20 protein-coding genes are annotated in these 23,879 nt (G+C 69.1%); 9 read left to right on the top strand and 11 right to left on the bottom strand.

Features of this window, described 5'->3' with window-relative positions; translation table 11 throughout:
• The first annotated feature begins 38 nt into the window (after positions 1–38).
• On the top strand, positions 39–725 hold the full coding sequence (locus tag ACX9TP_RS43200; protein WP_482976534.1) for a hypothetical protein: 687 nt from the start codon (positions 39–41) through the stop codon (positions 723–725).
• A gap of 31 nt (positions 726–756) precedes the next feature.
• Here the strand turns inward: ACX9TP_RS43200 and ACX9TP_RS43195 are convergent, their stop codons facing one another.
• Positions 757–1,842 (bottom strand): hypothetical protein, encoded by a 1,086-nt coding sequence (locus ACX9TP_RS43195; RefSeq protein WP_482976533.1) that lies wholly within the window; start codon positions 1,840–1,842, stop codon positions 757–759.
• Positions 1,843–1,965: 123 nt separating this feature from the next.
• Positions 1,966–3,663 (bottom strand): N-acyl-D-amino-acid deacylase family protein, encoded by a 1,698-nt coding sequence (locus ACX9TP_RS43190; protein ID WP_482976532.1) that lies wholly within the window; start codon positions 3,661–3,663, stop codon positions 1,966–1,968.
• Positions 3,664–3,678: 15 nt separating this feature from the next.
• Between ACX9TP_RS43190 and ACX9TP_RS43185 the strand changes: the two genes are divergently transcribed.
• The gene (locus ACX9TP_RS43185) at positions 3,679–3,987 is read left to right on the top strand and encodes a hypothetical protein (protein WP_482976531.1); all 309 of its coding nucleotides are present in this window, start codon (positions 3,679–3,681) and stop codon (positions 3,985–3,987) included.
• Between the two features lie 165 nt (positions 3,988–4,152).
• Positions 4,153–4,749 (top strand): dihydrofolate reductase family protein, encoded by a 597-nt coding sequence (locus ACX9TP_RS43180; protein ID WP_482976530.1) that lies wholly within the window; start codon positions 4,153–4,155, stop codon positions 4,747–4,749.
• 680 nt (positions 4,750–5,429) lie between these two features.
• Here ACX9TP_RS43180 and ACX9TP_RS43175 read toward each other — a convergent pair.
• A complete protein-coding gene (locus tag ACX9TP_RS43175; protein WP_482976529.1) occupies positions 5,430–6,125 on the bottom strand; it encodes a hypothetical protein in 696 nt (231 codons plus the stop codon).
• A gap of 119 nt (positions 6,126–6,244) precedes the next feature.
• On the opposite strand from ACX9TP_RS43175, the gene ACX9TP_RS43170 reads away from it, so the two are divergent.
• Positions 6,245–8,128 carry a serine hydrolase domain-containing protein gene (locus tag ACX9TP_RS43170; protein WP_482976528.1) on the top strand — a complete coding sequence of 628 codons (1,884 nt, stop codon included), beginning with the start codon at positions 6,245–6,247 and terminating at the stop codon, positions 8,126–8,128.
• Here ACX9TP_RS43170 and ACX9TP_RS43165 read toward each other — a convergent pair.
• Positions 8,085–9,638, bottom strand: a complete 1,554-nt coding sequence (locus tag ACX9TP_RS43165) for a hypothetical protein (RefSeq protein WP_482976527.1) — start codon at positions 9,636–9,638, stop codon at positions 8,085–8,087. The two genes, ACX9TP_RS43170 and ACX9TP_RS43165, sit on opposite strands and share 44 nt — an antisense overlap.
• 247 nt (positions 9,639–9,885) lie before the next feature.
• Here ACX9TP_RS43165 and ACX9TP_RS43160 point away from each other — a divergent pair, with 247 nt between their 5' ends.
• Positions 9,886–10,104, top strand: coding sequence for a hypothetical protein (locus tag ACX9TP_RS43160; protein ID WP_482976526.1), 219 nt, complete (start codon positions 9,886–9,888; stop codon positions 10,102–10,104).
• 426 nt (positions 10,105–10,530) lie between these two features.
• On the opposite strand, the gene ACX9TP_RS43155 is transcribed toward ACX9TP_RS43160, so the two are convergent.
• The 5 genes from ACX9TP_RS43155 to ACX9TP_RS43135 form a co-directional block, all read right to left on the bottom strand.
• Positions 10,531–12,993 carry a S8 family peptidase gene (locus tag ACX9TP_RS43155; protein ID WP_482976525.1) on the bottom strand — a complete coding sequence of 821 codons (2,463 nt, stop codon included), beginning with the start codon at positions 12,991–12,993 and terminating at the stop codon, positions 10,531–10,533.
• Between the two features lie 411 nt (positions 12,994–13,404).
• Positions 13,405–14,124 carry a SitI6 family double-CXXCG motif immunity protein gene (gene sitI6 / locus ACX9TP_RS43150; protein WP_482976524.1) on the bottom strand — a complete coding sequence of 240 codons (720 nt, stop codon included), beginning with the start codon at positions 14,122–14,124 and terminating at the stop codon, positions 13,405–13,407.
• A 13-nt stretch (positions 14,125–14,137) separates the two neighbouring features.
• Positions 14,138–14,797 (bottom strand): SitA6 family polymorphic toxin lipoprotein, encoded by a 660-nt coding sequence (sitA6, locus tag ACX9TP_RS43145; RefSeq protein WP_482976523.1) that lies wholly within the window; start codon positions 14,795–14,797, stop codon positions 14,138–14,140.
• Positions 14,798–15,355: 558 nt separating this feature from the next.
• The gene (locus ACX9TP_RS43140; RefSeq protein WP_482976522.1) at positions 15,356–15,685 is read right to left on the bottom strand and encodes a hypothetical protein; all 330 of its coding nucleotides are present in this window, start codon (positions 15,683–15,685) and stop codon (positions 15,356–15,358) included.
• Positions 15,686–15,766: 81 nt separating this feature from the next.
• Positions 15,767–16,018 (bottom strand): hypothetical protein, encoded by a 252-nt coding sequence (locus ACX9TP_RS43135; protein ID WP_482976521.1) that lies wholly within the window; start codon positions 16,016–16,018, stop codon positions 15,767–15,769.
• A gap of 700 nt (positions 16,019–16,718) precedes the next feature.
• Between ACX9TP_RS43135 and ACX9TP_RS43130 the strand changes: the two genes are divergently transcribed.
• Positions 16,719–17,201, top strand: a complete 483-nt coding sequence (locus tag ACX9TP_RS43130) for a hypothetical protein (protein ID WP_482976520.1) — start codon at positions 16,719–16,721, stop codon at positions 17,199–17,201.
• 246 nt (positions 17,202–17,447) lie between these two features.
• Here ACX9TP_RS43130 and ACX9TP_RS43125 read toward each other — a convergent pair whose 3' ends face one another.
• On the bottom strand, positions 17,448–18,605 hold the full coding sequence (locus ACX9TP_RS43125) for a serpin family protein (RefSeq protein WP_482976519.1): 1,158 nt from the start codon (positions 18,603–18,605) through the stop codon (positions 17,448–17,450).
• Positions 18,606–19,135: 530 nt separating this feature from the next.
• Between ACX9TP_RS43125 and ACX9TP_RS43120 the strand changes: the two genes are divergently transcribed.
• Both ACX9TP_RS43120 and ACX9TP_RS43115 read left to right on the top strand, forming a co-directional pair.
• Positions 19,136–20,812: a hypothetical protein gene (locus ACX9TP_RS43120; protein ID WP_482976518.1), complete on the top strand. Its 1,677-nt coding sequence runs from the start codon at positions 19,136–19,138 to the stop codon at positions 20,810–20,812.
• Positions 20,813–21,137: 325 nt separating this feature from the next.
• The gene (locus tag ACX9TP_RS43115; protein ID WP_482976517.1) at positions 21,138–22,376 is read left to right on the top strand and encodes an outer membrane protein assembly factor BamB family protein; all 1,239 of its coding nucleotides are present in this window, start codon (positions 21,138–21,140) and stop codon (positions 22,374–22,376) included.
• A 102-nt stretch (positions 22,377–22,478) separates the two neighbouring features.
• Here ACX9TP_RS43115 and ACX9TP_RS43110 read toward each other — a convergent pair whose 3' ends face one another.
• A complete protein-coding gene (locus tag ACX9TP_RS43110; RefSeq protein ID WP_482976516.1) occupies positions 22,479–22,877 on the bottom strand; it encodes a VOC family protein in 399 nt (132 codons plus the stop codon).
• Between the two features lie 390 nt (positions 22,878–23,267).
• Between ACX9TP_RS43110 and ACX9TP_RS43105 the strand changes: the two genes are divergently transcribed.
• Positions 23,268–23,831 (top strand): peptide chain release factor-like protein, encoded by a 564-nt coding sequence (locus tag ACX9TP_RS43105; RefSeq protein ID WP_482976515.1) that lies wholly within the window; start codon positions 23,268–23,270, stop codon positions 23,829–23,831.
• The last annotated feature ends 48 nt before the right edge of the window (positions 23,832–23,879 follow it).

Here is a 23,879-nt window from a genome sequence, read left to right as displayed (position 1 = left end):
GAGGGAACGGCCGGAAGCGTCCAGGCGTCCACTTCCGCATGCACTTCGCCCTGCTGATGGTGGCCCTCACCGCAGTGCCCGTGGAGGACGGTCCTGCCTCGCGGGAGCGGCCCTACCCGGACGTCCTGGCGGAGCTCGCGGCCCGGCGCGAGTCGCTCGCCTCGCGGTGGCTCCAGCCCGGTGTGGACCGTGACGCCCTCCGGGACGAGGCACGCGCCGTGGTGCTGCAGGCCGTCACCCGTCAGCTCCTGCCCGCGTGGCAGGGCACCCCATGGGAGTTCTACGGCGCCACCCGGACGCCGCGCTCGGGGAGCATCGCCTGTGGCTACCTCGTCTCCACCGTGCTCGAGGACGCGGGCTTCCGCGTGGAGCGCGTCCGCATGGCGCAGCAGCCCGCCGAGTACATCGTGAAGACGCTCGTGCCGCCCCGGCGCACGTGGCGCTTCCGCAACCGGCCCGTGAGTGAGGTGGTGAGCCGGGTGCAACGCGAGGGCGAGGGGCTGTACCTCGTGGGGCTCGACTACCACGTGGGCTTCCTCTGGAACGACGGCGCCCGCGTGTGGATGTGCCACTCCTCCTACCTGGGCACGGCGGAGGTCCTCTGCGAGAACGCGCTCACCTCGCCGGCCATGCTCTCTGGCTACCACGTCGTCGGCCGGCTGCTGGAGGACGGGATGCTCGACGCCTGGCTGGAGGGCCGCGCGCTGCCCACCGTCACCCGGTGAGGCGCGGGGCCGGGCGTTTCCGGCGTGCGCCTCAGCCCTCCAGGTCTTCCGGCGTCAGCCCCGCGTCCTCGAGGTCGAGCTGCTCCAGCGGGATGCGCTGGATGTGCGTCCGGGGTTCGTCGACCTTGTCCTTGTACTTGTCCGAGCCGCTCTCGTACGTCACCCAGACCTCACCATCGATGATGTTCAGGCCCTGCGCGTAGGGGTCGATCAAGTCGTTGCTGATGTCGTGCCGGTCGTTGATGTCCGCCGTGAAGGTCTTCTCGTCGAACGGCTGGTACACCAGCTCGTGCTTGCCGGTGGTGAACAGCAACGCGCCATCGACGACCGCAATCCCCTGCGCCCGGTCGGGCGCGCGGATGGGCCCCTCGGGGTTGGGCAACAGCCCGCCCGTGGTCTCGTCGAGCTTGTAGCGCCACACCGCGCCAGCCTTGCCGTCGCCGTCCTTGCTGTACCCGCCGACGTACGCGTAGCCGTCCTTCACCGTCATGTAGCTGCCGTTCGAAATCAGTCCGGTCTCCGGGTCCGCGGGGTCGACCGTGTCACCGGGCACGGGCATCACCTGCGACGGCTCGGCGCGAGTCCCCTCCCTGGCGGCCCGCTCGAGCTCCTCGCGGGAATAGACATACACCGCGTCCGTGTCGGAGACGTACACCTGGTCTCCGTCCGTCGAGACGCCTCCGCCATGTGAAGGCGGCGGGAACTCGCCGTTCCCCCCCAGCTTCACCTGGGTCGTCTCCTCACCGGTGTCCTTGTTCTGGATGGAGAGCAGCACCTCGGACTTGCCGTCGCACTGCTCGTCGTTCTCCTTGTAGTACGTCGTGAGCACCTCGCCGCGCCCGGCGTCGTAGCCCTGGCCCTGCGGAGTCCATCCGTCGCCGAGGTGCACCAGCTCGGGGCCGCTGGGAGGAATCAGGCGCTCGAGGAACGGTGGAAGGATGGAGGACGCCTTCCCGCTGCCGTCGAGGTTCACCGGGGCCGCCTGGGCCGTGTCGAAGCCGTCCTGGAAGCGCGGGGCCGGCGCGGGCGGGGCCGGCGGCGGCGCGGCAGGCGTCGCCGGCTGGGAGGACGTCGTCGAGACAGTGGGGATGAGCCGGCGAAGGAGTGAGCTGATCATGGGAGCCTCTACGAACTCAGGGGCACATCTCCGCAGCGCACTCCAGGGTACGCAGGCGGTGGTGTCCCTTTCGGATTATCGGAAATCTGTCCGGAAGGTTTCCTCCCGTGGAAGAACGACCACTCAGCCTGGGGCGGACGTGACTCGCAAGGCCCGCCCGGCCCGGTGCGGCCCGCGCGCGCCCTCGCGCAGCGCGATGGCCCCATTGACGAGCACCGCGAGCACGCCCGTGGCATAGGCAAAGGGCTGCGTGTACGTGGCCTGGTCCGTCACCGTCGCCGGGTCGAACACCACGACGTCCGCCGCCATCCCGGCCTTCAGCTGCCCACGGTCCTTCAGCCGCATGCGCGAGGCCGGGTACCCGGACAGCTTGTGGACGGCCTGCTCGAGCGTCAGCACCTTCTTCTCGCGCACGTACAGGCCGAGCACGCGGGGGAACGTCCCGAGTGAGCGCGGGTGGGGGTGCCCCCGGCGCGCGGGGCCTTCCAGCGCCACGGCGGAGCCGTCGCTCGCCGCCATCCAGAGGGGGTGCGCGACGAGGCGGGTGAGGTTGTCCTCGTTCATGGCGAAGCCCACCATGCCCACGTCACCGCGGCTGCGCTTCAGCAGGCCCACCGCCGTCTCGTACGGGGAGGCGCCGAGCGCCGCCGCGTAGCTGCCGAGCCGCTGACCCTCCGCGGCCCGGTCCTCCGCGTGCGACACCGCCGACACCATCACGTGGTCCCAACCGCCAATGCTCTCCACCTTCGCGAGCGCCTCCGCGCGCAGACGCTCTCCGGCCACCGGGTCCGCCAGGCGGGCGAGGAACGCGTCCGTGCCGCCGTCGCGGCTCCAGGCCGGGAAGAGGTTGGCGAGCGTCGTCTGGTAGGCGATGTACGGGTAGCGGTCGAAGGAGACGTCCACCCGCTCCTCGGTGCGCGCCCGCTGGAGCCGGGCGAACACCTGGTCGAGCTTGCCCCAGTTCTTCGGACCCTGCGTCTTCAGGTGGGAGAGGTGCAGCGGGCAGCCCGCCCCACGCGCCACGGCAATCGCCTCGTCGATGGACTCGAGCAGCGTGTCGTCCTCGTTGCGCATGTGCGTCGCGTACGTCAGCCCGCGCGCACCGAGCGGGCGGCAGAGCGCGATGAGCTCGTCGAGGGGGGCGAACGCGCCCGGCACGTACTCCAGCCCGGACGAGGCGCCGCACGCGCCCTCGGCGAGCGCGGTCTCCACCAGGGCCACCATCCGCGCGAGCTCCTCGGGCGTGGCGTGGCGGTTCTCCAGGCCGATGACCGTCTCCCGCACGGTGCCGAGCCCGACGGTGCTCGCCACGTTGACGGCGGGCGAGAGTGCGTCCACCGCGTCGAAGAACGCGCGCATGCCCTCGAAGTTCCGCAGGGCGCCCGCATGCACGCGCGGCGCACGCGAGGAACCGTCCTGGCCCACGACGACGGTCGTCACGCCCTGGCGGAGGACGGACTCGGCGTTCGGGTCGTCGAACAGCGTGCCATCCGCGTGCGAGTGCAGGTCGATGAAGCCCGGAGCGACGGCGAGCCCGCGCGCGTCGATTCGCTCCCGCGCCGCCGCGCCCGCGAGCGCCCCCACCGCGGCGATGCGTCCGTCCACGATGCCGACGTCCGCCAGCACTCCCGGCGCACCGGTGCCGTCGTACACGGTGCCGCCCTGGATGAGCATGTCCAGGCGCTCGCCCCCCGCGGGCCTCGTCTCGCGCCCCGCGCACCCGAGCGCGCCCGCCGCGAGACCGGCGGTGAGGAGGGTGCGACGGGACAGCGGCGCAGGTGCGGCGGAGGAGGGGAGGGGCTGCTTGCGCGAGGGGACCATGCCGCTCTCTATAGCGTGGCTTGCCAGACCGGTGCGCACCGGACTCGGTCGGCCACGCCGCTGCCCTCCATCAAGCTGGAGGACTGTGTCAGTCATTGGCCCGGCCACCCGGACCACCTGCTCACCAACGACGGGACGTGCGCGTCCGGGGGTTACACGCGACTGCGCACCGCCGGGTGGCTGTACCGGGACTCGCAGCCTGGCACGCTGCCGGTGTACCGCTGCTACAGCGCGACGGACCAGGCCCACTTCGCGTCCAACCAGGCCGACTGTGAGGGGCTGTGCCACGCCGAATGGCTGCTGGGGTACGCACTGGCGCAGTGAGCGCGGGCACCGTGGGGGGCGGCCAGGCCGGGCTGCCGCGCATACGTGATACCCACGGGCAGACCCCTCTGCCGCGCGCCGCAGTGTCGATTCTCGTCGTCCTCGTTCGTCGTCTCCGTGCGTTCCCCTGAACGCAGTTTCCCCCCTTTGAAAAGGAACACCGCCATGTCGAAGGTTGTCGCAATCATGTCCATGTCGCTCGACGGCTACGTCGCCGACCCCAAGGATGGGGTGGCCGAGGTGTTCGACTGGTACTTCAACTCGGGGGACGTCGAATTCCCCACCGGAGGGGCGGACCCCATGACGTTCAAGGTGTCCGGGCCGAGCGCCGAGCACCTTCGCGGTCTCTGGTCCGAGCTGGGGGCCGTGCTCACCGGTCGACGCACCTTCGAGGTCGCCCAGGGCTGGGGCGGAAATCACGCCTGGGGACCCGCCTTCGTACTGACCCACCACATCCCCGCCGGATGGCCGCGACCCGGCTCGACCGTCCAGTTCGTGACCGACGGCATCGAGAGCGCCGTGAAACAGGCCAAGGCCGCCGCCGGCAGGAAGTCCGTCGGGGTCCACGGCGCTGACACCATCCAGCAGTGCCTGAATGCGGGACTGCTCGACGAAATCCACGTCGACATCGCGGCGGTGCTTCTGGGCTCCGGAGTCCGGCTCTTCGACCACCTCGCCGGCACGCCAGCCGTCCTTGGCAACCCGAGGGTGATTCCGGGCGTCGGCGTGACACACCTGCGCTACCCGGTACGCAAGGCGTAGTCCTGCCCCACACGTTCCTCGCCCGGCAGTGAGCTTTGTGTCGATGAGACGTTCACGCCCGAGGGCGGATAGGGGAGTGTGACTTCGGCATCGTCCTGGCGAATGGGTCCGGATTCAATCCCGGCACCCTCGTCATCCTGTCGCGCCACATCCAGGCGTCCACCTGGAGCCGCTCTCCGGCCGGCAACACTCCGGCTCGCAGCTGGGCAAACGGGAGCGGCGTTCCAGGCCGGGAGCCCGTGGTGCTCGGGCGGCAAGGCCGGATGGCGGCGGGGAGGCGTGGCGCAGGCACTCCCGGCAAGCAGGATGGCTCCGACGCCCAGTCACCTCGAGCGTCCAGCCTCCACAGCTCAGCGGCCCCGGCCCTCCACGAAGTACCACCTGCCGCCAATGCTCACCCGGACCCTCTTCGTGTCCTCGTCGGCATACGCCTCGTTCTCCGGCTCCTCGTGGACAGGCAAGGAGTGCGCGCGCAGGCACGCGGCGGTGGGCCGCGCACCCCCTCGAGGGCCACGGCCCGCCAGCATCCGAGGGGGCGCACAGAGCGGCCACCGGACGCCGAGCTCGCTGCAGTCCATCGACGTCGCGGTGGGCACGTTCACCACGCGGTAGTGGGTAGCCCCTGAAGCACGGACGGCGGCTTCCTTCAGGGGGCCGCCGTTCTCATTTCCGGTGCCGCGTCAGAGGCCCTTCTTCGCCCGCAGCGCCTGCTCCACCTCGGGGAGGAACGGGCTGCCGCCGCTCCGGGCATGCTCCAGCGCCTTGCCGCTGTCGAGCACGCGCCCCTCGAGCACCTCGGGCACGAAGGTCTGTTCGTGCCGCTCGATATCGTCGGCTTCGATGTCGGGCGTGAACTCCCGCCAGCCCCGGCCACCGACGATGAGGGTGCGGAAGGCCTCGGGGACGGAGCGGGGCCCGCCCGCGTTCGCCCAGATGGGGGTGTGGGAGTCCAGCAGCACCGCTCGGGCCGTCAGCGTTCCACCGACGCCCAGCATCGCGCCGTCCGTCCCGTAGGTGCCGACGATGACTCCGGACACCGTGAGGTCCCGGTCCACCGCCACACGCGTGCTCCCCCCGTACTCGAGGTTCCGGGCGCGGAGGTGGCCCGTCACGATGAGGGTGCTGACGGCGTAGTCGCCCGTTCGGAACTCGATGTCCCCCGTCGTCACGAGGTCGCCTTCGAGGATGAGCGCCCAGGGGCCATCGCCAGTGTCCAGGTCCTCGGTGGTGTTGATGCTTCCCTCGATGAGGCGCGGGCGCACCTCCGAGGAGACGAGGACGCGATTCTCCAGGAACCAGTCCCACAGGTCGTGGCCACGGTAGCGCTCCGCCAGTTTCTCGAAGGTCACCTCACGCCCGAGCTCGTCGAGTCTCATGCCCTCGTCTTAACCGAAGCAGGGCACCGCAACCATCTCCACGGCCTCCGGGCCCACGGTGACAGTTCGCGCCGAGCCGGGTGCTTGGGTGCAAACCCCCACCGGGAGCCGTCAGCTTGATGCTGAAGAAACTCTTTTGCGCCGCCGCGCTCTACCTGGGCGCCGCTGGAATCACCGCGTGCGCTGAAGACTCCCCGCCGTCTCCGGAAGTGCCTCCCTTCTCCTGTGAGGAGGTGCCGTCCTCGCTGCCCCCGGAGCTGACGGGGCGCATCGACCCACTCGTCACCGGGCGGATGCAGACAGGCCGCGTGCCCGGACTGTCGCTGGTGGTGCTGAAGGACGGCCGGCCCGCGTACGTGCGCGGCTACGGGATGACGAACCTGGAGTCGGGCCAGGACATGACGGCGTGCTCGCGTGTGTCGGTGGGGTCCACGACCAAGTCGATGACGGCGCTGGCGATGATGCAGTTGGCGGAGCAGGGGAAGGTGGACCTGGACGCGCCGGTGACACGCTACCTGCCCTGGTTCCAGACGGCGGATGGCCGGGGCGGCGACATCCGGGTGCGGCACCTCCTGTCGCATACGGCCGGGTTGCCCACGAGCTCGCTGCTGGTGGGGGACCTGGATGACGGCGCGCTGGAGCGCCGGGTGCGAGACCTGGCCGGGGTGCGGCTGGAGCGCGAGCCGGGCTCGGGCTGGAACTATGCCAACCAGGGCTTCGCCGCCGCCGGGCTCATCATCCAGACGGTGTCCGGCCTGTTGTACGAGCGGTACATGGAAGAGCACGTCTTCGGGCCCACCGGCATGGCCCACACCACCTTCGGCCCCGTGCCGGACCCCGAGGCGCCGCGCGCGTCGGGCTACGTGTGGACGCGAGGGGAGGTGTGGCCCGCCCCCATGCTGCTGGCGCGCGCGCAGCATGCGTCCGGAGCGGCGACGTATGCCTCGGCGCATGACGTGGGGGCATACCTGGCGATGCTGCTGGCCCGGGGGCGGAGCGGGGAGACGCAGGTGCTGCGCCCGGAGTCGCTGGCGCGGCTGTGGCAGCCCGTCGCGCAGACGGGGTCGGGCGAGTCCTATGCCTTCGGCTGGTACGTGGGGACGCTGTACGGCCGGAGGGCCGTCTTCCATGACGGCTCGGTGGTGGGCAGCGGCTCCATGTTCCTGCTCTTCCCCGACGACAACGTGGCGGTGGCCGCCCTGGGCAACCTCAATGGCGCCACGATGACGTCGGTGGCCCGGGGCGTGGCCGCGCTGCTGTTGGGGGCAGAGCCACCCCCGGCCACGCCTCCGTTCTACCGGGCTCCCAGCACCTTCGTGCCGGACCGCTCCGTGTGGCAGCAGTACCTGGGCGACTACCAGGCCTACAGCCTGGGACGGCTGCGGCTGCGCGAGGAGGACGGCAGGCTGCTGGCGGACGTCTTCTATGCGCAGCCCACGCTGGTGCTGGAGCTGGAAGCCTACGGCGACAATGACTTCGTCACCCGCAGTCCGCTCGGCCTCATCGAGGGCGTGAGCATCGCCTTTCAGCGCACCGGAGATGGCAAGACGCTCTTGCTGGTGGCCTTCAGCTGCAAGGGGAGAGTGGCTGCACTGCAGGGCAGAGGTCTCCGACACCTCGGTTTCAGCCGCACCGGCTGGGCCACCCAGGCCGCCGGACAGGCAAGGAGTGCGCGCAGGCCCGCGGCGGTGGGCCGCGCACCCCCTCGAGGGCCACGGCCCGCCAGCGGCCAGGTTGAGCGCCGCGTGCTCCGCGAAGCTGAAACCCTTGTAGAGGTAGAGGAGGGCGGCCACCCCAAGCAGGCCGCCGACGAACCAGGCACGGGATGGGGGATTCGTTCCGTCCGGCGCCCAGTAATACGCGCTGATCGAATCCTGCAGTTCGATGCCATGCAGCCATCCCACTCCATACACCACGAGCGGAAACCGCACTGCAAGGGCAACCATCAAATACTGGGAGTTACCGCACGAAAGGCTCCCGCTCGGCATCGAACATCTGCTTGAGGAGCTTCGCATCTACCTTCACCCGCGTCTTCCCGGGCAACATCATCCGCTTGTCATTGCCCTGTCCGAGGGCCTCACGGGTGAGCGGCGCCTTCGTCGCCCCGGCTCTCGCCGTCTCCTTGCAGGGGTTCGGGTTCTTGCGGAAGAGCGCCGACTCCAAGCCGTCCGCCAATTGGAGCGAGTAGTCGAGGGAGTGGAGGGGTGGAGTGCCCTTGGGAGGCACGGCAGGAGAACAACCATTCATGACCCCGAAGGGTACTCCGCTGGCGATGTTGCGGAACCAATGCATGTCCTGCGCATCGGAGCACGGCGAGGGCGGGACCAACGGCGCTCCCCGGAATGCTGCCAGTGGAGCGGCGCCCGCCACGGCCTGCGCCGTCGAGTGGCAGCTGATGCAGGATGAGCGCGGGTTGTCCACGGGCCCGTTCAGGCGACCATGCCGGCCGGTTTGTCCCTGGAAGACCGCGGGGAGGGCTGGGTTGATCCAGGTTTCATCCAGGGTGCCGACGCCACTGGCGGTCACATCAGGATCGTTGCCCCACTGCAGTCCCACGGGCGTGAGCTTCCGCCAGGCGTTGGGCTCAGCCGAGGTCTTGTCGTAGACGAACGTGGCGAAGACCCACCCCGTCTGGGTCGACCGAGGGTCCTTGAGCGCCACATCCACCTGCAGGAGTCGCACCTTCTTGAGAGGCTGATCCGGCGCCTCCACATCCTGCACCTGCCATTCTGGCGCGTTCACGAGCGGATCGAGCGCGGACACAATCTTCGTCGGGTCATACTCGGCGAAGATGAGCTTGAATACGAAGGCTCCGTCGATGAAACGGGCTTTCGATGGATCCGACAGCGCCGGGTCGGGGTCCTTGAACACCTGCCCCAGGGTGTAGCTGCCAAGTTGATTGTAATAGCCGATGGCAAAGGAATCGAGGTCGTTCGTGTCCACCGGGGCTCCCGCTGGCGCGTCGATGATCCACGCGTGGTCGCTCGCTCGAAGCGCGCGCTCCTTGGTGACCCCGTGATAGGGCTCTCGCCGGCTCGACGGGCTCGTGGTCATCATCGGGACGTGGTACCAGTTGCGGGTCGTGTTCTTCTGGGCCACGAAGCCGGCTTCGGGCATCCCTGCGAGCGCGTATTCCTTGAGCGCATTCAGATAGTTCTGGCGCTCCGCGGGATTGTGGAAGTCATGGGCGAGCCACGGTGCATTCGGTCCATTCGTGCTCGGCTGTGGAGGATCCCAGGCCGTGACGACGGTTTGTCCGTTCACCGTTCCCAGGACGGGAATCCCCAGGAAGTACCCTTGCGCCAACTGGAATGACGCGGTGCCGTCCGGAGGTGGAAAAGCGGAGATCCAATCCGGGAACCAGCCGGAACACTGGGCGGTATAGCCTGAGCCCGGGCCGCCATACTGTTCCGTGGGCTTCGGTGTGACTTCCGATGGGTCTGAACGGCAGGCGCTCCCCGTGAGCGCGACGGCTGTCCCCACCCCCAAAACAAGGGTGCGATGAATTGCCATGTGGATCCCCCCGCCAACGTCATTGGATGATGGCTCCAATCGGCCGCAGGCTTCGCAAAGTCTCTCAGAACTCGGAATGAAGGAGAGTGAACATTCCGGCGGAAGTGGAGAGCGTCAGCGGAGACCGCCTTCTTCTCGACACTGAACGGCCCCCCAGGGCCATGAAATGCAAAAGGATTCCCGCAGGCGCGGCTCCTGGAGGACCGGCGGACCGTATTCCCGCCGTCCCATCCCGCCAGGAGTCTCCATGTTCCGGATTCTGTCCCTCAGCCTCTGCCTGTTCGCCTCGCTTGCCATCGCCGACGACTCCTCTCCGACACCAGCACGACTCACCGTGGCGCAGAAGAACGGCTGGGCGACCTGCGGGAAGGACCTGAAGGCGAAGGAGGACGCGGTCAACAAGGCCTGCGGGACGGCCTTGAAGAGCAGCTACGACAGGGCGAGCTCCCCCGCCTTCGACCGCTGAAGGACCGGACCCAGCGCGCATGCCAGGCCACCGTGGGCACCCTGGTCGAGGTCTGCCGCACCGCCGAGGGCAAGGCGGCGGTGAAGGAGACGCTCACCAAGGCGGTGTGCCGCCTGTCGACGGAGGGAACCTTGCGCTGGTCGGCCTGCTCCACCAGCCGGTGGACATGCCGTAGCGCGCGTCTGGTCCGCGGGAATCCCGGTCTTGTCCATCCACCCGCCGTTGGCGTAGCGGTAGAAGCTGTCGCCAGGCTTGGTGGACCGGTCCATGCCGTCGCTGTCGAAGCCGAAGGTGCCGTAGGTGGGCTTCGACGGTCTGGCGCATGGAAGGTGGGCCCAACACGGGAGCCGGGGATTTCATCCCGGCCCCCGTGACGAATGGCGAACGAACGGCGTCAGGGCCCGCTTTGTATCGGGAGCACCCCGGTTACCGGGCGGTCCAGTTGAGGTACCAGCCCCACTGGTTGGCGACGGCGGGGGTGATGCCGGGCATGTGGATGAAGACGCGGAAGCCGGTGGCGGTGGGCGAGTAGATTGCCGTGGCGCCACTGGCCAGCCAGTTGCCGGTGTGCCCACCCAGGGACGTGAAGTACAGCGGTGCCGACGTGAAGCCACAGCCCGACGTGTCCACGTCCAGGTACATGGCGTCGGTACCATAGACCTGCCAGTTCGACGCCCCGGCCGGCGTCTGTCCGGTGCACAGCGAGGGCTGCCTCACATTGTTCGGCGTGGCCTGCCAGTTGAGGTACCAGCCCCACTGGTTGGCGACGGCGGGGGTGATGCCGGGCATGTGGATGAAGACGCGGAAGCCGGTGGCGGTGGGCGAGTAGACTGCCGTGGCGCCACTGGCCAGCCAGTTGCCGGTGTGCCCACCCAGGGACGTGAAGTACAGCGGCGCCGACGTGAAGCCACAGCCCGACGTGTCCACGTCCAGGTACATGGCGTCAGTACCATAGACCTGCCAGTTCGACGCCCCCTGCGGTGTCTGCCCGGTGCACAGCGAGGGTTGCCTCACATTGTTCGGCGTGGCCTGCCAGTTGAGGTACCAGCCCCACTGGTTGGCGACGGCGGGGGTGATGCCAGGCATGTGGATGAAGACGCGGAAGCCGGTGGCGGTGGGCGAGTAGATTGCCGTGGCGCCACTGGCCAGCCAGTTGCCGGTGTGCCCACCCAGAGACGTGAAGTACAGCGGCGTCGAGGTGAAGCCACAGCCTGACGTGTCCACGTCCAGGTACACGGAGTCGGTACCATAGACCTGCCAGTTCGACGCCCCGGCCGGCGTCTGTCCCTTGCAGACGGTGCCGCCGCTGCTCAGTTGGTTGATGGCCCGACGCAGGTCGGGCAGGGGCCCGATGTTCTGGCTGGACGCGGCCTGCGGCGTACCGGTCGCCGCGAGAATCTGCCGCACCTGTCGTGGAGCCAGGGCGCCCAGGCCACGCGCACGCGCGACACCCTGGAGGCTGGCGGCCGCGCCCGTCACGATGGGCGACGCGCTCGACGTGCCGCTGAAGCTGGCGGTGTAGTACTGGTCCTCGCCGCTGGCGAACAGGTCGCCATAGCCCATCGACGTCACCTGCTCGCCCCAGCCGTGGACGTCCACGCGGCTGCCGAAGTTCGTCCAGCACATGGGCACCCGCGTGTTGGCGGTGCTGGCGCCGACGATGATGGCTCCCGAGTCACGCACGTTCCGGTTGAACGCAGTGCCGTACGCGGCCGCATCCAGGTTGGCGCTGCCGTTGCCCGCCGCCTCCACCACCGTGACACCGTTGGCGGTGGCCGTGGCGATGGCGTCGTAGTTGGCCTGCCAGTACTCCATCGCGATGTAGTTGCACTGGCTGGTGTTGCAGGTGCAGGCCGTGCCGTCCGAGGGGCCCTGCGCATGCAGCTCGATGAGCACCACGCCGCCCGGGCCCGCCGCGCTCGCCGCCTGGGAGATGGCGCTCGCCGTGCCCACGGTGTAGCTCTGCACGCCGGCCTGCGCCTGGTGGACGATGCCCGTCACGCCATAGCCATTGGCCACGCCGACCATCTCACCGAGCACAGCCGTGCCGTGGTTGCGCCAGCTGATGTCACTGGCCTGGGTGCCTCCCTGGAAGAACAGGCTCGGCATGTCCTCGTGCGTGGTGCGCCAGCCTCCCTCCACGTCCACGATGCGAATGCCCGCGCCCGCGCCACCCGCCACCGTCCAGGCGTACCGCGCGTCGATGCCCGTGGGCGCCGCGTTCAGGTAGCCCTGGCGGCTCTCGTACAGGGGCGTGGTCGGGGGCAGGTCGACGGCCGCCAGCAGGCTCCGCACGGCCGCATCCATGCCGAAGTCCACCATCGCGGGCTCGGCGTGCGGCTCGGCGTAGGCCACCTCCACGCTCTCCAGCGCGTTGAGGTCCGCCACCAGCTTCGCCACGTCGTCCGCCGACGTGCCGGGGAGCAGCGGCACTTCGAAGTACAGGTTGAGGTCCGCGAGCTGGCGGCCACCGCGCTCCTCACCGGTGCGCTTGTGCTCGGACAGCACGGACTCCGCCTCCTGGAACAGCCGGCCCGGAGCGCCAAGGCGGGGCGCGCGCTCCAGCACCGAGAGCACAGAGGCCATGTCCGCCTCCAGCCGCGCGTCCGTCAGGCCCCGGCGCGCCAGTCCCGCGCGCTCGGACGGCTCGCGCTCCTGTGAAAGCGCCACCATCCGGCCACCACGCAGCCGCACCCGCGTGCCCTCGTGGAACTTCACCACCAGCCGCTCCACGGCCACGTCTGCCGCGAGGGCAGGCTGCGACTTGCTCGCGGGAACCCGCTCCTGCAAGGCGCTCGGAGTCGCGTCCGCGAAAGGTGCCGCCAGCAGTCCCAGCCCGAGGGCGAGACCGCCCAGGCTCGAGGCGTGAACAGACCTGCGTTGCTTCATCGGCGTTCCTCCTTGGAGAAGCGCCACGCAAGCACGCAGGTCTGACTTGACTGTCGTGGCCGCGGCGGGCGCCGGAGGGGAGTGGCGGTGCTCAAAGGCCCCGGCATCAAGGAGGTGTTGAGGCAGCTGGGGTTGCCCACCGTCCCCCTGCCCCTGGGCTCTGCACGAGGCTTTGCCCCAAGGGCAGTGGCTGCACTGAAGGGCAGAGGTCCCCGACACCTCGGTTTGAGCGGCACCGGCTGGGCCACCCAGGCCGCCGGACAGGCAAGGAGTGCGCGCGCAGGCACGCGGCGGGGGCCGCGCACCCCTGGAGGGCCTCGGCCCGCCAGCGTCCGAGGGGGGCGCACAGAGCGGCTACCGGACGCCGAGGTGAAAGTGGCCGCCAATCCCGCCTATACGTGGTGAGGCCGCTCAACGCGTAGGCAGCTCGCGGAAGGTGATGCCGTCCAGGTCCAGGCGGCGCACCGCTTCCATGAAGCGCTCGGTGCCGATGAGCATGGTCGCGAAGTTGCCCACGCGGAACAGGTCCCGGTCCGTGGGCAGTGAGGCCGCGTCGAGGATGGGTTCGTCCGGGCGGCCGAAACCGTGTCGGCCGCAGGTGGCACATGGTGGAGGCGCGTCCGGCGGGATGCAGTCCGGGTGCAGTTGGCCCAGGGGATGAAGCTGGAGGTCGAGCAGCTCCGGCGGGTTGTTCTTCTGCCGGAAGCGCAGCGCCGTCCGGCAGGGCTCCAGGCCCCGTAGGTCTTCGGCCTGCAGGCGCTCCAGCGCGTCCCGGCGTACCATGAGCACCCCCACCAGCCACGAGAAGGCAGGGAAGCTTCCGAAGGCGGGGCCCTCCAATGGGCCGAAGCCCGTGCCGGGTGGCAGTACGGCCCCCGAAGGCGCCAGGGGGCGCACCAGTTCGCGCAGGCGCGTGAACTCGGAGAAGGACTCGCGCCTGGCCTTCTCGAACTCACGGCGCTCGGGCAACTGGGACAGGTCCACGCACGGATAGTAGTGGCCTGCGGCGGCCCAGGTGACGCAGGCGGGGCACGTGGTCCCTGGAAGCGACCACTTGGACGCGGCGTTGACCTCCCCTCCGTACTTCTCCGCGACCGACCTGTCCTCGCGCATCCAGAAAAACCGGGTCATCTGACAGAAGCCCTCACGTGCCGGCATGATAGGGCTGGAGTGGCCCTCCTCCCAGGAGCTGGAACCGGTAGATGAGCTCGCCAGCGTGCTTGAATATCTGCTCGGGAGTGGCGCTGGGGTACGCATCCTTGAAATCCCGCCAGGCCTGGTTCCACGGCCCCCCACGTCCTCCGGGGTTGTGAATCCGCCGGTGCAGGTCCAGCGGAATGGGCAGGGTGTAGCTGTGGATCTTGACGCCTTGCTGCTCGAACCAGAGAGCCAGCTGCCGCTCCTGGGGAAAGATGTGGTGTTTCTCCCAGTGACCAGGCGGGAGCCGGTGTGACGGGGGGATGATTCGTTCAGGAGCGCCGTTCCAGTGGGGGAACACCATGACGGCACCACCGGGCAGCTTCCCCGCGCCGCCCCAGTTCCTCCGCGGGCCACTGCCCGGCGCCGCCGGAGGAGGGCGCGCCCCCGGGAAGCGCGTCAGCTCGACGTCGCTGGGCATGTCCTCGCAGCGGTAGAAGCCGCAGGCGTCACCCAGGCACAGGAGGGTGACGCACTGGTCCTCCTCGGGGTCGTCGCACTCCTCCGCAGCCTCGGCCCACGCCTGCTGCAAAGGAGCGCGAGGAGTCGTGGAGCAGCCCAGCAACGACACGGCCAGCGAAAGCCACAAAACGTGAAGAGTCCGCATGGCTGGCGAACCCTAGCACCTCGGCCTGCAACGTCGCGCTGAGCGCCGCCAGTGCGGTTACTTCTGCTGCACCGGCTCTCGCAGACTGGTGCTGGTGGACCTCTACGTCACCCACGGCGGGCCGGGCACGCCCACGCGCCTGCGGGTGACGTACGACGCGGGCGACGGCCTGCACATGACGCAGGCAGGGCAGGACCGGTGGGCCTGCGACACCGCGCAGGCCATCATCCCCAGGGCGGTGTGCTCGTGGCGGCGGCGACCCTGGAAGAGAGCCTCAGAGCCTCGAATGAAGCCACCGAAGGATTCTCTTCCCCAAGCCGTAGGTCGTCCAATCGCTTGTATCCACAATCAACACAATGAGTTTGTCGTTGGCATCAATGTGCTGAGCGAGGTGGTCGGCAACTTGCTCAGTGGTCTTGGTGGTTTGAATGAGCCACACAGACTCGACAGGGCGGGCTCGAGTTCTATAGGTCCTCAGTGCTGCGTACAGGTCGGCGTAGTCGCGGCCCGGCGTCACCAAGTCGTAGCTGACCATCAATATCGCCATGATGTCCTCTGCTACTTCGCGCTGAGCGCCGCCAGTACTCGGTCCAGCTTCTCGTTCGTCTCCTGGAGCCGGGCCTCGACGCTCTCCAGCCGCTTCTCGAGCTGCCGCACGTCGTCCGCGTTAGGAAGCGGGGGCACCATGGCTGCACCGCCACCCATCCCCAGTTTCCCAACCACCACAGTCGACTGCCCCTTCGCGGTGGCGGCCAGGAGGGCCACCGCGGTGCGCACATCCTCCAATGTGATTTCGGTTCCCTCGAGGATTCTCTGCAGCTCACTCGTCGGCCCGGACATGCCGGGAATCTCCACGGTTGTTCCCGACTTGATTTTCGACTCGTCCATGTAGGCAATCTCCTGTCGTGCTGCAGGGGAGGCTGCCCTAAGCGCCCGCCCCGACACGTCTGCATCAATGACCGGTTCGTTTCAGCGCGCGGGACGTCCGGCGGTCATGGGGCCAATGCCTCCACCGACTGGTTCGCCTGTGCCTTCGCTTCGCCCCAGGATACGGTCGACCGCCTGCGTCAGCGCCTCGGGCCCTCGGGGGGCTTTCAACTCGCGGGCGTCTATCGCCCCAATGGCGGCGGCAACCAGATGCTCAATTGGGTCGCCGACCAAATCGAGGTTGAGTCGCGCAACGCTCCGGAGATAGATTCGATAGGCCTTGTCGTTTTCCATGGGCGCGACGCTCGCACAACGTCGCACGCCCGGCCCTACCGCTCCAGGGGTAGTGACAGACGCCCGGCCCTACCGCAGGGGCACGAGTTCCACGTCGTCAACCCCGAGTCCCCGGCCGGCCACGTCCCCCCTCAATGACCGGGCGCGCGCACGCGGACCCGGCCGGTACGTCCAGCGTTCCCTCCGCGCGCACCCACGTTGAGGCCCCTGCTGGCGCTGCGGAGGTGAGGAGGGCGCAGTGCGCAGCGCGGTTGGACGGGGCGACGCTGCTCAAGCGCAGTTTCGACTTCGACGTCTTCACCTGTCCTGGCTGCGGCGGGCGCCGGAGGGGAGTGGAGGTGCTCAAAGGCCCCGGCATCAAGGAGGTGTTGAGGCAGTTGGGGTTGCGCACCGTCCCCTTGTCCTGGCCTCTGCACGAGGCTTTGCCCCAAGGGGAGTGGCTGCACTGAAGGGCAGAGGTCCCCGACACCTCGGTTTGAGCGGCACCGGCTGGGCCACCCAGGCCGCCGGACAGGCAAGGAGTGCGCGCAGGCACGCGGCGGGGCCGCGCACCCCCTCGAGGGCCACGGCCCGCCAGCGTCCGAGGGGGCGCACAGCGCGGCTACCGGACGCCGAGGTGAAAGTGGCCGCCCATTCCGCCTATACGTTGAGCGCTCCTATCGCGGTGACGGCGGGAGTCCGGCCCAACTATCCTCCTGGAATGAAGACCCTTCTGTCTGTCTCTCTCTTCGCCGTGTCCCTTGCCTACGCCCAACCCGCCGACAGCGAGCCGCCGCCGGAGAGCCCCCCGACGTCGCCCGCCCACGTGTTTTGCGTGATGCCCCCAGCCTCCGCGGCCAAAGGGAGCCCCTCATACCCCCTGGGCGGATTGTCCGCCCCCACCGTGGCGTGCCACGACGACAAGAAAAAGATCAAGGACGAGGGGAACGTCAAAAACGTTCGCTTCAAGCTCTTCATCGACCCCAGCCGCGGAGCCAGGATTGACTACGTTTGGAACAAGCCCAACGAAATTCAAGCGGCTTGCAAGAACGCATGCATCGCGCAGGGGAAGGAATGCCATGCAAAGTATTCAAGGGGCGACAAGGTGAAATCGTCCCACTGCGCGGCCCAGGAGAAGGCATGCCTCTACGCCCAAAAGCCATCGACCGTTGCGTTTCAGAAAACGAGATGCGGCGCGCCCTAGCAGGCTGTTGAGACAGTCCCTGGGCGGGGGAGCGACACCCCGCCCCTACTCATGAGAGGAGACGCGCATCGGAGGACGCGATGCGTGGGACGCCCAAGCAGCAAGCGACGATGTTCAGCCTGAGGACGCCGGGAGAGCGCGTTCCAAAGGACCATCCGCTTCGCCGAGTGAAGGACATGGCCGATGCGGCGCTTGCGGCGCTGTCACCCACCTTCGACCGCATGTACAGCCGGGGCGACCGAGGCACTACGCCTCGGGGTCGACCAGCTTCCCCTGGAACAGCACCGCGCCACTCGACGTGTCCCGGATGAAGAACAGGAACGGGTGGTCCGCGTGGAAGCGCGTCAGCTCCAGGGGCACCGACCTGGTCATCATGGCCACCGCCGTGGCTGCCGCCGCCTCGCTCCCCTGCTCGTTCACGGTGAGCTCCGCCTGGTGCAGCACCGCCGAGAGGTTCAGCGGCTCCTTCGTCGTCATGCCCGAGAAGTCCGCGAGGAGCGGGTCGAATGCCAGCGGCATCCCCAGGTCGGACAGCACGTCGTTGAGCTGGAGCGTCGTCGACAGCTTGAACCTCGGCAGCCTCACCTCCACCTTTCCGCCGTCCAGTTGGGAGACCCGCTTGTCCAGCACCTGCGCGTCCAGTGACGCCTCGAGCCGGACCAGGTCGTCCATGCGCTTCGGCAGGACGATGAGCATGACCACCTCTCCGCCCTCGTAGGGCAGCTCCAGCCACTGCGCGAGCTCGTCCTCGCCGTGATAGAACCACTCCATTCTCTCCATCATGGAGACCTTCGCCGTCCTGCGGGACGAGACGTGGAAGGGTACGTCATCCAGGGTGTAGTCGGGGTTGAACGGGTCCTGCCATGTGCCCCGGAAGTAGATGGCGTTGGTCAGCACCAGGCGCGTGAGGTCATCCAGCACCTCCTTCCCGATGAGCTCGCGAATCTTCTCCCGCGTCTCCTTCGCGACCCATCGGTTGATGTGCTGGCGGGCGGCCTCGGTGTCCCGCTGGAAGTCCACCTCCTCCAGCGATGCGCCGTAGTGGCTGCGCGTCGCGTCCAGGAAGGACGGGAGGAACCCGAACCCGCGCTGTCCCCAGAGGCGGTTGGCGGTTCGCAGCTCCACGTTCCCACTCTTGTTGGCGGCGGCGAGGTGGCCACCCAGCGCCGCGTAGGCCTTCTGGAAGGTCGTCTCCCGCACCGCATCGAGCCCGAGCACCCGCTCCAGTTGCGCCTGGGTGTCACCCCGTGCCCCGAGCGCCGTCATCGCCAGCGCGAGGGAGAGGCTGACCGGGGAGTAGAACGTGTTCTCGGGTTTCGCGCCCAACCGGGCCTGGAGGGCGAAGGCGAAGTGGTTGCTGGCCGCGGCGCCTGCTTGCATCGCCGCGATGGTGTGCTCGGACATGACCGGCTCCTCTGAGGAGCGCTCATCCTAGCGGGTCAGCAGACGGCGTCGCGTGTCCAGTCCTCGCGGCCGTAGCGCTCCGCGACGAGCGCCTCCGCGCGGGCTCGCCCGTGTGGCGCAATCGAGATGGAGGTCCATTGCGCGCCGAGGCTCTCGGTGAAGCCGAAAGGCCACGACGCGCTTCCGCGCCCGCCTCCGTATGGGGAAGTGCGTCCGCGAAGCAATGACGCCGGGGGGCCGTGTCGGCGCAGGAGCAGGACAGCCTGAAGTGTTGGTCGCGGAAGGAGTCCCCGGCCCGCCTGCTGCGCTTCCAGGGCACGCCGTACCTCATCGAGAACGGCACCGTGCGCAACCCGTTCGAGCTGCCCCTGGTGGAGGACGACGTACCCCGGAGCCGAAGTCGCCGTCCCGGAGCGCGCGGCGCGGCGAGAGGCGGCCTCCGGAGTGGCGGGGCCCGTACGTTCCAGGCTCCGGCACTTGCTCTCGGCCCCTTCGCGAGGCGAACGTGTCAGGCCAAACGGGGGAACACCATGCAGACCGCACTCTGTCTCTCCGCGCTCGCGCTGTCGCTCGGCGCCGCGCCCGTCGCGAACCCGCAGGTCGACCTGGGCGCGGTGGGCGCCGTCTCCGTGCACCAGCGCTGCGCACCCGCCGCGCGCCCGGAGCTGGAGCGCGGCGTCGCGCTCCTCCACAGCTTCTTCTACGAGGAGGCCCGCATCTCCTTCCAGAAGGCGGCGGAGCGTGACTCCCGCTGCGCGACGGCGCGGTGGGGAGAGGCGATGACCTACTACCACCCCCTCTGGGCGCCTCCGTCCCCCGAGGAGGTCGCCGCTGGCACCGCGGCGGCCGACCTCGCCCTGAAGCTCGGAGGCAAGAGCCCGATGGAAGTCGGGCTCATCTCCGCCATCCACGCCTACTGGCATGACCGGCTGCCGCCCAGAGTGAAGGGTGGCAGCGCGAAGAGCGCCGAGGGCATTCCGTCATGTCACGGCGGGGCGCCCACGCCGGGTGGCCGGGCGGAGGCCTTCCGGGCCACGCTCGAGGAGCTCCACCGGCGCTTTCCGGCGGACGTGGAGGTGACGGCCTTCTACTCGCTCGCGCTGCTCGGCACCGCGCCGAAGGAGGACCGCTCGCTCGCGCAGCAGAAGCGCGCGGTCGGGCTGCTCGAGCGCGCCTGGGCGAACCACCCGAAGCACCCCGGGCTGGTCCACTACCTCATCCACGCCTATGACTATCCGGAAATCGCACAGCAGGGCCTGAAGGCCGCCAGGGCCTATGAGGCCATCGCCCCCCAGGTGCCGCACGCGCTGCACATGCCCTCGCACATCTACGTGCGGCTGGGGCAGTGGGAGGAGAACATCCGCTCGAATCGCCGCTCCATCGAGGCCGCCACGCGATGGATGGCGGTGCGTCACCCCGGCGGCGTCATGGCGGACACGTTCCACGCGCTCGACTACCTCGGCTATGGCTACCTCCAGCAGGGGCGCGAGGCCGACGCGCGCGCGGTGGTGCAGGAGGTCGCGACCGGGCGCGAAGTCTACCCGCCCCTCGAGTTCCCCGCGGCCTTCGCGCGCGCGATGACTCCCGCGCGCTATGTGCTGGAGCGGGAGACGTGGGCGGAGGCCGCGAAGCTAGAGGTGGCGCCGATTGCCGCGTCGGAGCGCTACCCGTTCGTGAACGGCCTCGTCGCCTACGCGCGTGGCCTCGGCGCCGCGCGGATGGGGGATGTGCAGGGCGCGCGCACCGCCGCCGCGCAGCTCGCGGAGCATGCGAAGACGGTGGAGACAGGCCCGTACGCGTACTTCGGCAAGCTGCTCGAGTCCTATCGCCTCTCGGTGCTCGGGTGGACGGCGCACGTGGAGAAGCAGGAGGCGGAGGCGAAGAAGCTGCTCGCCGAGGCCGCGACGCTGGAGGAGGCCATCGGTCCGCACCAGGTCTCCCCCGGACCGCTCCTGCCCGCGCGCGAGCTGCTCGGAGACCTGCTCCTGGAGCTCGGCGAGCCAGGGCCCGCGCGCGCCGCGTACGAGCAGAGCCTCGTGCACGCTCCGGGCAGGCTGCGAAGCCTCGGGGGCGCCATGCGCGCCGCGGCCCGCGCGGGCGACGCCCCCCTGCGCAAGAGCTACGCGAAGAAGGTGCTCGCGCTCGCGGGGGAGGGGCACGGTGCCATCGTCTCCGAGGCCCGGGCGACGGAGCCGCCGGCTCCCTAGCGGTGGGCCGGCGTGTTCGGGCCGTGGCCCCGCGTCGGTTTTGCCTCCAAAGCGCCATCCCCCCGCACCGGCCCGCACGCTCCTGCTTTCCAACCCTGTCCCTGCCCTGCAGACTCCAGGCATGAAGGATTCTCCAGGCATTGCTTCCCGGGGTTCATGGCGGTCCGTGTGGAGCCGCTGTCAATGGGGGCTGCTCCTCGTCGCGTGTGCCTCGGCGTGCGCGGCGCGGACACCGGTGGGCCGGCTGGGAGGTACCGCGGCGAAGGGAATGCTGCTGAGCGGCATGGTGTCCCAGGCACAGGGGGGATACGACCGAGGGGAGGACGTGGTCGAGCTCCCCTCCGGCGATGTGGTGCTCACGGGCGAGGTGGAAGCAGGCCGGGAGGCCACAGGTCCATTCGTCGTTGCACGTGAGGAGACCTCCCAGTTCGTCACGCGTCTGTCGCGTGAGGGAGCGGTGCGGTGGGTGCTGCTTGCGCGGACCTGCGGCGAGGGCCTTCGTGTTGCCGCGCTGGATGACGACACCCTCTATGTCTCCGCGTTGGGCCTGTTCGAGCTGGGCCCCCAGGCGAAGGAGGCCCAGCCAGACCCGACAGAGCGATACACGCGCTGCAACCTGGAGGAGAGCTACTCGCGCAAACCCACGGTGCTCCGGTTGAACGGGCAGGGACGTGTCGTGTGGCGCTTCGAGCCGCCGGGCGTCTCCTCCGCGGGCAACGACCAGCCACTGCAGCTGACGCCGACGCCGGAGCGCATCCTCGCGGTGACCACTTCGCGCATCAACCAGATGGTCGTGCTCAGCCTGACACCGGACGGGGCGTTGGAATGGAAGCGGACGGAGCCGGGGGAGCCCAAATCGAGCGCACTGCTGCCGGGCGGAGGGCTGGTGGTGGCAGGCAACACCTTCGAGTACGGCTTCTCCCACCAGAAACTGGTCGAGCAGCCAGACGCGAAGGGGGACCGGTGCTTCCTTCGCGCACACGACGCCAGGACGGGGGAGCCCCTCTGGGAGCGGATGCTCGACACGGAAGGCACCCGGTGTCGTGCGGACCGGGTCGCCGCCTCGAGCACGAACCTGGTGTATGGCATCACCGACATCCTTGACCGCGTCCACAGCTCTTCTTCGAGGGGGGGCGTGAGCATGACTTCCGAGCCCCGCTCCCTCGTCGCGGGCATCCATCCGGACACGGGCGAGCTGCGATGGCTCCTGCCCATGGCTGGACAGGAGGATGCGCTGCCCCGGGAGATAGGCATCTCACCCGGGCCCCAGGAGGTCGTCCTCACTGGGGTCCGGAGCACGGCGCCCGGCAGAGTGCACCCCGTGTTCATCGGGGTCGACGCGCTCACGGGCGCGATGCGGCCCCTGGCGGAGTTGAGGCCTGGGACCCAGGCCTCCTGGTTGGAGTTCAGGGCCTTCGTGGTAGGGAAGCAGGCCTTCTGGGCAACGGGCATGTTCTCCGGGCGCCTGCGAGTCTCGGACCGCATGCTGGATACCCCGTACAGCACGGCGGCGCACGGGGGAGGGCGGGCCCTGTTCCTGGTCCGAATCCCCGTACTCCGGTGAGACGGGGGCGGCTGGAGCGGGCACGGCGAGCTGGCCGGCACCGCGAACCAGGGGCTGCTCAGGTGCGACTGGGACGAGCGCTGAGCAGCCCGGCCGGCCGCATCAGGCCTGCGGCGCCACCCAGACCAGGTTCCACAGGTGGCCGTCGAGGTCCTCGAAGCCCTGGTCATACATGAAGCCGTGGTCCTCGGGCGGATGCGGAGTGCGGCCGCCGGCGGCGACGGCCTTGGCAATCAGACTGTCCACTTCATCCCGGCTCTCGCAGCTCAGGCAGATGATGACCTCGTTGGCCTCCTTCGACTGCACGACGGGCTTGTTGGTGAAGGACTTGAAGAACGCTTCGGTCATCAGCATGGCCTGGATGCTGCCTTCCACGATGACCATGAACGCCGAGCTCTCGTTGCTGAATTGGGGATTGAAGCTGAAGCCGAGCGCGGAGAAGAAGGCCTTGGACTTGTCCAGGTCCTTGACCGGCAGGTTGAAGATGATCTGCTTGTTCATGACGTCCCGTGTCAAAAGGTGAGGTGGATAACGGGTTCTGCAGCCGGGCGACGAATGAGGGCGGATGAAATCGACAAGGGCGCGAAAGAGTCCATCCCGCCTGTGCGCCTGGCACTCACGCGGCCCCTCCCGCTCGGAGGTTCGCTCCCGGAGAACCGCTGGCCGCGCAGAAGTGTGATGACAGTGTGACACGCCTTCGGTGCTTCACCCCGGAGCCGTCAGGTCTGGCACCTGCGCACCGTCGCATTGCCCGAAGCGTGGAGGTCACCATGGAAGCAGTCATCGTCGAAGTGAGGGCGGGAGAGGGCGGGCAGGATGCCCGGCTCCTCGTCCGCGAGCAGTTCTCCGTCTACTGCGCGCTGGGGGCTCGGAGGGGGCTTTGAGTTGGAGGTGCTGGACGAGCGCCCCGGCCTCCTCGTGTTCCGCGCCGAGGGCCTGCGCGCCGCGCACCTCTTCCGCAATGAGCCCGGCGGACACCGCTGGCAGCGCATTCCCCCCAACGAGAAGCGCGACCGCATCCAGACCAGCACCGTGACGGTGGCCGTGCTGCGCGAACCCTCCGAGACGGAGCGGGTGCTGCGCCCGGCGGAGCTGGAATGGCGCACGACCAAGGGAAGCGGCCCCGGAGGCCAGCACCGCAACAAGACCGAGAGCGCCGTCGTCCTCACCCACCTGCCCTCCGGCCTCACCGTTCGCTGCGAGGCGGAGCGAAGCCAGCACCGCAACCGCGAGCTGGCGCTGCGGCTGCTCCGCGCGCGGCTGCTGGACGAGGCCGAGCGGGGCGCCGCCGCCCAAGCCAACGCCGCGCGCCGGCAGCAGCTGGGCAGCGGCATGCGAGGCGACAAGGTGCGCACCGTGCGTGAGCGCGACGGCCAGGTGACGGACCACCGCACCGGCCACCGGCTCCGCATGGAGGACTACCGGCGCGGGGAGTGGGGACCGCTGGTCGACTGATTCATCGGGACCTGGACACGTCGAACAACTCCAGGAGCTGGCACCCGC

The sequence above is a fragment of the Pyxidicoccus sp. M15 genome, assembly GCF_056858435.1.
The sequence above is the reverse complement of the archived record's forward strand: the minus strand, read 5'-3'. Positions and strand labels throughout refer to the sequence as shown.

Excerpts from the sequence above, each read along its gene's own strand:
- ACX9TP_RS43200 (WP_482976534.1), top strand. The coding sequence starts at position 39 with ATGCACTTCGCCCTGCTGATGGTGGCCCTCACCGCAGTGCCCGTGGAG.
- ACX9TP_RS43195 (WP_482976533.1), bottom strand. The coding sequence starts at position 1,842 with ATGATCAGCTCACTCCTTCGCCGGCTCATCCCCACTGTCTCGACGACG.
- ACX9TP_RS43190 (WP_482976532.1), bottom strand. The coding sequence starts at position 3,663 with ATGGTCCCCTCGCGCAAGCAGCCCCTCCCCTCCTCCGCCGCACCTGCG.
- ACX9TP_RS43180 (WP_482976530.1), top strand. The coding sequence starts at position 4,153 with ATGTCGAAGGTTGTCGCAATCATGTCCATGTCGCTCGACGGCTACGTC.
- ACX9TP_RS43175 (WP_482976529.1), bottom strand. The coding sequence starts at position 6,125 with ATGAGACTCGACGAGCTCGGGCGTGAGGTGACCTTCGAGAAACTGGCG.
- ACX9TP_RS43170 (WP_482976528.1), top strand. The coding sequence starts at position 6,245 with ATGCTGAAGAAACTCTTTTGCGCCGCCGCGCTCTACCTGGGCGCCGCT.
- ACX9TP_RS43165 (WP_482976527.1), bottom strand. The coding sequence starts at position 9,638 with ATGGCAATTCATCGCACCCTTGTTTTGGGGGTGGGGACAGCCGTCGCG.
- ACX9TP_RS43160 (WP_482976526.1), top strand. The coding sequence starts at position 9,886 with ATGTTCCGGATTCTGTCCCTCAGCCTCTGCCTGTTCGCCTCGCTTGCC.
- ACX9TP_RS43155 (WP_482976525.1), bottom strand. The coding sequence starts at position 12,993 with ATGAAGCAACGCAGGTCTGTTCACGCCTCGAGCCTGGGCGGTCTCGCC.
- sitI6 (WP_482976524.1), bottom strand. The coding sequence starts at position 14,124 with ATGACCCGGTTTTTCTGGATGCGCGAGGACAGGTCGGTCGCGGAGAAG.
- sitA6 (WP_482976523.1), bottom strand. The coding sequence starts at position 14,797 with ATGCGGACTCTTCACGTTTTGTGGCTTTCGCTGGCCGTGTCGTTGCTG.
- ACX9TP_RS43140 (WP_482976522.1), bottom strand. The coding sequence starts at position 15,685 with ATGGACGAGTCGAAAATCAAGTCGGGAACAACCGTGGAGATTCCCGGC.
- ACX9TP_RS43135 (WP_482976521.1), bottom strand. The coding sequence starts at position 16,018 with ATGGAAAACGACAAGGCCTATCGAATCTATCTCCGGAGCGTTGCGCGA.
- ACX9TP_RS43130 (WP_482976520.1), top strand. The coding sequence starts at position 16,719 with ATGAAGACCCTTCTGTCTGTCTCTCTCTTCGCCGTGTCCCTTGCCTAC.
- ACX9TP_RS43125 (WP_482976519.1), bottom strand. The coding sequence starts at position 18,605 with ATGTCCGAGCACACCATCGCGGCGATGCAAGCAGGCGCCGCGGCCAGC.
- ACX9TP_RS43120 (WP_482976518.1), top strand. The coding sequence starts at position 19,136 with ATGCAGACCGCACTCTGTCTCTCCGCGCTCGCGCTGTCGCTCGGCGCC.
- ACX9TP_RS43110 (WP_482976516.1), bottom strand. The coding sequence starts at position 22,877 with ATGAACAAGCAGATCATCTTCAACCTGCCGGTCAAGGACCTGGACAAG.